The 8,047-nt window shown below is 35.8% G+C and carries 5 protein-coding genes; 3 read left to right on the forward strand and 2 right to left on the reverse strand.

Going from position 1 to position 8,047, the window contains the following annotated elements; translation table 11 throughout:
* Positions 1 to 81 precede the first annotated feature (81 nt).
* The 3 genes from ACFING_RS06445 (at position 82) to ACFING_RS06455 (ending at position 5,692) form a co-directional block, all read left to right on the forward strand.
* The gene (locus ACFING_RS06445) at positions 82 to 567 is read left to right on the forward strand and encodes a hypothetical protein (RefSeq protein WP_375613651.1); all 486 of its coding nucleotides are present in this window, start codon (positions 82 to 84) and stop codon (positions 565 to 567) included.
* A gap of 2,229 nt (positions 568 to 2,796) precedes the next feature.
* A complete protein-coding gene (locus tag ACFING_RS06450; protein WP_375610680.1) occupies positions 2,797 to 3,240 on the forward strand; it encodes a hypothetical protein in 444 nt (147 codons plus the stop codon).
* Between the two features lie 1,678 nt (positions 3,241 to 4,918).
* Positions 4,919 to 5,692 carry a DUF4167 domain-containing protein gene (locus ACFING_RS06455; protein WP_375630225.1) on the forward strand — a complete coding sequence of 258 codons (774 nt, stop codon included), beginning with the start codon at positions 4,919 to 4,921 and terminating at the stop codon, positions 5,690 to 5,692.
* A 1,308-nt stretch (positions 5,693 to 7,000) separates the two neighbouring features.
* Here the strand turns inward: ACFING_RS06455 and ACFING_RS06460 are convergent.
* Both ACFING_RS06460 and ACFING_RS06465 read right to left on the reverse strand, forming a co-directional pair.
* The gene (locus tag ACFING_RS06460) at positions 7,001 to 7,450 is read right to left on the reverse strand and encodes a hypothetical protein (protein WP_375630226.1); all 450 of its coding nucleotides are present in this window, start codon (positions 7,448 to 7,450) and stop codon (positions 7,001 to 7,003) included.
* 43 nt (positions 7,451 to 7,493) lie between these two features.
* A complete protein-coding gene (locus tag ACFING_RS06465; protein WP_273788469.1) occupies positions 7,494 to 7,859 on the reverse strand; it encodes a hypothetical protein in 366 nt (121 codons plus the stop codon).
* Positions 7,860 to 8,047 lie beyond the last annotated feature (188 nt).

The raw sequence follows: 8,047 nt of genomic DNA on the forward strand, positions 1-8,047 counted from the left end.
TGAGAAATGCAAGAGCCGTACAACGAAAAAAGAGATGCAAATGCCTTAATACGCGTTTAGCTTATAAAAAAGGGGGATATAATGGCACTTTTTCCATTTTCTATTGCTGATATTGATGATCCGGAATGTATTCGTGTGGTTCTTTATGCTAGCGGAAGAATGGGACATGCTCCTTTAAACGCATTGTTGAAGAAAGCATATGAAGATATTACAAAAATTGCAAAGCGCATGGATGCTTTAGAAAAAAAATTAAATGCTCTAGATCTTACCAATGTCGAACAGAAAAAAAATGAGAAAGAAGAGAAGCAAGACAGTATTAATAGTGTTGTGAGTGGTGGAATAACGACACCAAACAGTTTTGTGAGCGCACCAGAAATTAAAACAGAATCATCGTCCGTTGGAGACATATTTTTTTCTCCAATATACGAGGCGCCAAAAATAGACTACAGCTCTTTTATTTCAAAATTTACAGCACATAAGCCGCTAGGAATATACAGTAGTGTTGCTCAAAACATCAGTGTTGAGCATTCTAGAGAGATTTCTTCTTTGTTAGAAAAGGAAAAATAGAAAAGAGTGATCATAACAATATGTATGGGTTGAAGCTATAGATGAGATAAACCTGATTTATATCTTCGGTGGGGATTGGAATTGCACTCTGTTTGAGATGTTAAAAAAGGGTAAAAATTGATAGAGAAGCGTTGTTGCAGGATAAGTTGATCATGCGTTGTTGGGGAGAGTAGGGCGCATATTGAAATCTAAGGGCAAGTTTTTAAAGCCTACAGAGAAAGGAGCCGTGTTCGAACAAAAACGCATGACAAAAGAAGTTTTAAAAAAGATAAAAAATCTTGCAATCATTTTAAAAAGCTTTTTGGATAGGGCGTTTGATGATTTTAAATCTATAAAAAATTGCCATTTTTACGCTTTTTAAAAAGAAAAAAAGTGCAGTTCATCGCAATTTTAATTTGTTAAAAATCCCATAAAAAGAAAATGTTAATTGCTAAAAGGACAAAAGCAGAAAAATGCCTATAAGAAAATCATGCGTATCGTTGTGTCTTTTCTTATAAAGAAGAGAAATGCTATACTGTTGGAGCAGGCTTGAAGGCTAACGTTTCACTTGTTTTCTTATCAGACAAGATTGTACAAGCGGTTGTTGATTTGTCTTGTCCTGTTTATGCTGTAAAGACTGTCCTTTCAGGTGTGATGATATAAGGCAAGCCTCTTTGTAAGAGCTTCCATGATACAAAAAGTGTTTTTTAAAGGGCATGGCAAATATTTAAGGCAGGCTTATTTGTTGAGCTTTAAGTTTAAGTCAATCACATGCGAGAAAGCCAAATGAACCCCGATGCAATCTGGGCTGTTGATAGATCAGATTGGGTGAAGAATCTTCATCTTTTGAAGTGGTGAATGTAAGTTAAGAAAAACCAGCTTTTACAAGCGTAAAAGAACGGGTCTTATTATAATTATGGACTTAAATTATGTGTGTTTTTTCATGGATTATATTGAGATAAAGCTACAAAGTATTTTGATTTATTTGATACGTTTTTATTTTAGAAAGTGTATTGTTATAAACAGCTCTCCTCAATACGAATGTATCATTATTTATACTCTTTTTGGATATTTTTATAAATATAATTAAAAAGCTTGCAATACTATACGTTTTGTGTATAAGTATTTATTATTGATTTCTTTTGTATTTTATTTAGTTATATCTCTATTCATAAGCCGCGCCTTTAAATGGTGCGGCTTTTTTTACTTTCTAATAACAGGGGCGCTATATATTTGTTATTGAGATGGCTTTGGATATTTTTCTCATTATTGTATTTTGTGATTTCATTTTGCAGTGAAATCTTTAAATTCTTGTGTGTTTTATCCCAATAGGGAAGATTCAAATAAAAATGCAGGCGTCTGGGTTTGGTTTCTTTGCTTTGGTTGGGGGGCGTTGAATAGTTAAAGAATCTTTGTGATTGTTTGACGGAGAATGATATGAGGTGAAGCATAAAATGGTGGCGCATTTGAAGGGCCATTATCATACATGCCAGCATGGTCAAAAATGCAAATGTGTCTTTAACAGTGTTTGTTGATCTCGATTAGAAAGTCCATTCTTTTTTGTTAGGAGTTTTACATCTATAATCTCTTATCTTGTTTTAGCGACTGCTTTTTGAGGGGGCGGTAATAGAAGGCGTATAAGATTTTATATATGAAGTGTTTGTGTGGTGAATAACGGTAAATCCATTGAGCACTCCCATCTTCACGCTTATGTAGAGGCAAGTCCGCACCATCATTGTATTTTCTAGCTCCCAATTTTGCTACGGTCTTTGACACTTAAGACGATTCATAAGAGGCATATGCCTTTCTTATACAGTTTTTAATCCACATGCTAGCTCCGCTTGTAACTTGTAAGCAACATGGTTTTGATTGTTTCAATAGAAAACAAACTTCGGATGAGAGAATCCTATGGTGTTCGGGTTTCTCATTCAACATGTAAAACAATAAATATTCTTTATAAATCAATATGACATGTCTTAACAAAGACGAATTGTTTATAGATCCGCATGGATAAAGAATCTTTGTCTTTTAAAGTGGTGAGAGAAAATCATCAGCCCTATTTTTTCATAAAGGGCATGAGAAAAGTGTTTCATAAGAATTTTATACGATAAGAATTATACGGTAAAAAAGAGAGTCTTTTGACATAAGAGTCTTGATCGTTTGCGGCTATAACCTGTATTGTGTACACAGATACTTCTATCATTTTTTGCTGTAAAAGCTTCTCTTGGGATATTAAAGGGTACAATCTTTATGGAAAAAAGAATCCGAGCAAGACAAAAGGCTTATTTCAAAAGATTATATCGCAAGATTGCTTTTGTTTGCATAATACTTTTTTGTATAGTGTTTTTGTGTTTTGTTGTTGCAAAGGTGGTTAGTTATTTTTCTTCTCATAAAAAAGTAACACAACAAGCACCCGTTGAATTGGTTATTCCTGTTTTTGATCTACGCGTATATTGCAAGGAAATTTCTGCTTCTGTTATGCCCGATATGAAAAGAGAGGTTTATCAGCATTGTCTTAATTTGGAAAGTGAGGCCTATTTTGCTATTCGTGAAATGTGGGATAAGCTTTCTGATAGTGCTAAAAAACAATGTTTGACGAGGGTCCGTCCTGGGGATGGAAATTATTTTCTCTTACGAGACTGTTTTCTGAATGAAAGAGAAAATAAAACAGGCAAAAGGCGCAATTACTTTTAAGTTTTTATATGGAAAGTTAAAAGGATGCGAATTTTGACAAAAAGATAAAAGCCTCTTAAATGACTATCTGCCTCATGACCAATAGCAGCTTGATTTATTTATCTTGTTATATCGCACTTCTTATTTAAGGTGTGGCGACATAAGGTATGGATGGCCTCCTTGAAATGTTTAAGGGGGCGTGGTGGAGTTTCAAGAGGGTTTGTTGCGCTTTTTTAAGGGAAATAACGAGTGTGGGAAATCCATTTCGTAATGGTTTTGGTGAATGGTATAATGGTAAAACCCTCATGAATGTATAAAATTTATAGAGCATGTTCATCTTTATGGTTTGAAAAAGAGTAAGCCAGTACTATCTCACATTTTGCTCGCTCCCAATGGTGCCTGTCGACAGCCCTTTAGCCTTAGAGACGGTTCATAAGAGGCACTTTTAGTCTTTTTATCATTTTTACTCCACGCAGGTTTTCCCACATGTAACATGCAAGAAAAAGAGATTGATTCAACAGCAAACAGATTGAGGATGAAAAATCCTACGATATTAATTTTCTTACTCAACACAAAAAATATGAATTACCATTACAAATCAATTCAGTGTATGAATTTTATAAGTATTTTCATTGTTGACAGACCAGTGTGATTTGAGAATCTTCCTTCTTTGAGGGTGTAAGTCAATAGACATGACAAAAATGAGTAAAAAACATTCCTTTTATAAACATTTACGGCTTCTTCATGCGTAAAGCGCTGTGCTGGGTTTAAAAATGTGCTTGTTTTATAATTCTAGTTTTCTTTATCAGAAAAGATAAGTAAGGAAATACGTTAGGCCATTCTTATTGATAGGCTTTGAGGAGGGTATTTTTTTGAGAAGAAGCTGATTTTTAAAAAAGTGTGACATATTGGTCGTTTTTTTCATAATTTGATATTTTTTTGTATTTAAATATTTTGTTTTTAAGCTCAATTTGTTATAAATAAAAACTGTGATTAACTTAAAAACTCTATGGGTTAAAATAAAAATTGATAGTATCATTGACTTGTTTGGGAAAGAAGATTGATCTCTTGGTGATTATAGGGCTTGAATAATACTTCGTGTTAATCTATCTATAAAAATTAAGAGGTTTTGTGAGGCGATCGTGGATTATCGCTCGCAAGGGGTTGCTTTAGCGATGAAGAGAGGCTATATTTATAAAATAAAGAGGTTCGCGCAGTGACTCGTTGGGATGGAAGTGCTTGTGAGTTAAATGCACGAGGGGGTAGAGCATATCGGCGTTTTTAGGAGCGGTGGTTTTAGAGCAAAAAAGGAAGCTTCTAGTATTCTATGGCAGGAATTTTTTCTTTGTCAGGTGTGTTATATGTGTGTTTTCCTTTTTGTTTTCCACAAGATAATTATTTTTTTTTAGTGAAATATGGTTTATTTTAAAAAAAACACTTGGCATTTTACGTGAACATCATTAGGTTTCTGCTGTTTGACAGAGAAAAAGGGAATTTTTGATTTACGATTTCCCTGCTGTTTTGTGATTTTCAAGAAAATATATGCTTTTATCAATATCAGTAGGGTTCGTTTGAGTGAAATAAACGCGGATAGCTTGATAATCGTATGTTAAACATGATCAGCATTATCAAAAGATAATGTAATGAGGAAGCGTCAATTAAGACACACATAAGACAAACACTCCAAAAAGGGATAAAGATGAGGCCACAACAAAATAGACGGGTACGCGGTCGCAATAATAACAATAATGGTAATAACAATAATAATCGTCGCGGTCCTAATCCGTTGTCTCGCAATTATGAAAGTAGCGGTCCGGATGTTAAAATTCGCGGGAATGCTCAGCAAATTGCCGATAAATACATAAGCCTTGCGCGTGATGCACAAGGTGCAGGCGATCGTGTTATGTCGGAAAATTATTTACAACATGCCGAGCACTATTTGCGTATTATTTTAGCAGCAGCTGGGCAAATGTCTCAATCGGTTCGGCGTGATGAAAATCGTGGTGATGAAAACGAAAATCGTGATGAAAACAATGGGCAAGAATGCGGTGAAATAAATCTTGATGGTGAAAAAAAGGATGCTGTCGAGGGTGATACAGATGTATTACAAATGTCGTCGCAAAAAAATGGCAATGGCCAATATGATAAAGCGCAAAATGGGGATGCGCGTGAAAACGCTTTAGAGGCTCTATCGGATGAAAAAACAGATCAAGAGCACAGTCTTTCTGAGAAAAATGTTGAACCCGTCAAAAAAACACGTCGTTCTCCTCGTCGACGTACTGTACGGACTCAAGATGAATCATCTCTTGAGCTTTCACTTACAACAGCAGAAAGCTCTAGCAATGGAGATGCATCAACAGCAACAAAAACAGCAACAAAAGAAGATTCTTCTTTGCCTGGATTAGGTGAGGGGATACAGAGAAAACCACGCCGTCGCCGAGTGGTCAATCTTGAGGCAGAGGAAAATGTTTAAACCTGAAGGGTGCTGTGTAAGCGCGCTTGTGTGGTGATGTTATTGGTATCATGATAATAAATTATAATATGCTCAAGAAGCTTCTTGCGCTTTCCTTGAGTTTTCACGGGGCTGTATTGAGACTTAACGAAGGCTGTTGACAGAAAAGATTGCCTCTTTGCTGGGATTTAAGTAAGGGAATACAGAGAAAACCACGCCGTCGCTCAAGTGGTCAATCTTGAAGCAGAGGGAAATGTTTAAACCTGAAAGGTACTGTATAAGCGCTTGGGGTGATGTTATTGGTATCATGATAGTAAATTATATATACTCAAGAAGCTTCTTGCGCTTTCTTTGGATTTTCACCGGCAGTATTGAGACTTAACAAAGGGTGTTGACAGAAAAGATTGCTTCTTTGCTGGGATTTAAGTGAGGGAATACAGAGAAAACCACATCCGTGTATTTTAAGAGGCAGTTCTTTTATGAAGAACGCAATGTCGTTGTTTTATTTAATTCACACTTATATTTAATATTGTTCAATGTATTTATGCCCATTTCGCGTTGGTGTTCATGAATTCTATTATGTGAAATTCATCGGCTATCTTTGCTTAATAAAAGATGTAAGCTGGGCGTTATTGCTTTAATTTTCAATGTTGCAACAGTTCTTCTTTTGATACCGGATCATTCATAAGAGGTATTTTTATTCATCCATTTCCTTGCTGGGATATGTGAGCAAATGATTTTGATTAAGTTCCTCATGAACAGATTTGAAGGGGGAGAATCTTACAGTATTTGAGGTTCTCGTTCGACATGCAAAATAAATGATCACTATAAATTAATTATGTTGAATTTTTGCACTCAAGAAGAGGTATTTCTTGCACGTTCATTAGCTTTTCCCAAGTGATGTCATTTTCTTAAAATGGGAATGCGTTGATAGAAAGGTTTCTTCTTTTCCAAGATTTAAGTGAGGGGATACAGTAAAAAACGCGCCGTCGCCCGTGTGGTGGATATTTAAGACTTATCACATTAATTTATAATAATAATTCATTGTTTTGAATGTTAGGTGAGAGCTCCTAAACCCCTAGAATTCTCTCATTTCCAAATTTGTTCCATGTTGGATCAACAAAAACCATTCGCTTGCACGTTGCAAACGGGGAGAGCCCGTGTGGATAAATTTTATAATAAAGGAATAAAATGGCTCTTATGAACTCTCTCTAGCGCCAAGGATTGTCGGCAACACCCACGCGCTGGTAAAGCGTGTGATAATGCCGGCTTGCAGAAAATGTTTAAACCTTCAGAATGCTATGTCAGCGCTTATTGATGTTAGTTTTCTTAATGAGGCATTATCTTCGCTCTCTCTTTTGTTGTTTCAACAGAAAGAATGGAGACAAGTGCACCGGTATGATAATTGTAAATCATAAATTTTGTTTGTCCATCAGGGGTTAAAACTTTCAGTACAATATTGTGTTCTGAGAGGCTTTGCGACAAAATCTGTGTTTTTTCCGGTAGAGAGAGCGTATGATGGATAACGTGTGGGGTTTTGCTGGGAGAGGAAGATAGCTCTGTTTGTTTTGGCGCTGATCCGGTTGCTACCACTTTATAAACAATTAAAAACAGTACAGTTAGAATAAGGAAAAGCGTTATTAAAACGGAAATAATCATTAAACCCATAAGTTTTTTTCTCACTCGTTCTACAGCAGGATCTAAAGGGAGATCTTGAGGCAGAGAGTTTTGCTCTGTGTGATGGTCTTTTGAAGGTTGCATGCGCTTATTATCCATCATGTCTTTCATTGAGTATTTTTTGAGATCTGATGGGTTTATGCTTTTAAAGTTTTTTGTGCAAGAGGTTTGTGGAAGAAGAATGCAAAAGAGGAAGCGATGTTGGTAAAATACCTTCTTTCTGGACTGTAGATATCTTGTTATCTACGTTTTGGCTTTTAAGCAGGAAATTTCCACGGTTTGTTACAGACCAGATCAATTTTACTTCTTGTTGATGTAAATCTGCATGGACGTTTATACATTGAGCAAAAATTTGTTGTCCAGAAAATGAAAACTTTTTTGTGGACGGTATCATGGATTGTTCACATGCTTGAGCCGTTGGATAGATTTTAACCATTGTATTGTTCGAATAGCAACTATTAAAATCATCTGTACATGAAACTAATAAGAGGATAAAAACAAAGGGATTCATCAATCATTTTCCAAATGAGAGGTTGACAGCATGGGCTCCAATTTGTCAGCCTGGCGGCTTCTTCACTGTTAAACGTTTTTACAGTTTTTTAGTTCCCCTTTGAGATGCGTTTTCCCCTTTGAGATGCGTTTTCCCCTTTGAGATGCGTTTTCCCCTTTGAGATGCGTTTTCCCCTTTGAGATGCGTTT

The organism is Bartonella sp. AP150HLJHH, assembly GCF_042196385.1.
Taxonomy (GTDB): Bacteria; Pseudomonadota; Alphaproteobacteria; order Rhizobiales; family Rhizobiaceae; genus Bartonella.

Coding starts and splice junctions, on each gene's coding strand:
- ACFING_RS06445 (WP_375613651.1), top strand. CDS start 82: ATGGCACTTTTTCCATTTTCTATTGCTGATATTGATGATCCGGAATGT.
- ACFING_RS06450 (WP_375610680.1), top strand. CDS start 2,797: ATGGAAAAAAGAATCCGAGCAAGACAAAAGGCTTATTTCAAAAGATTA.
- ACFING_RS06455 (WP_375630225.1), top strand. CDS start 4,919: ATGAGGCCACAACAAAATAGACGGGTACGCGGTCGCAATAATAACAAT.
- ACFING_RS06460 (WP_375630226.1), bottom strand. CDS start 7,450: ATGATGGATAATAAGCGCATGCAACCTTCAAAAGACCATCACACAGAG.
- ACFING_RS06465 (WP_273788469.1), bottom strand. CDS start 7,859: ATGAATCCCTTTGTTTTTATCCTCTTATTAGTTTCATGTACAGATGAT.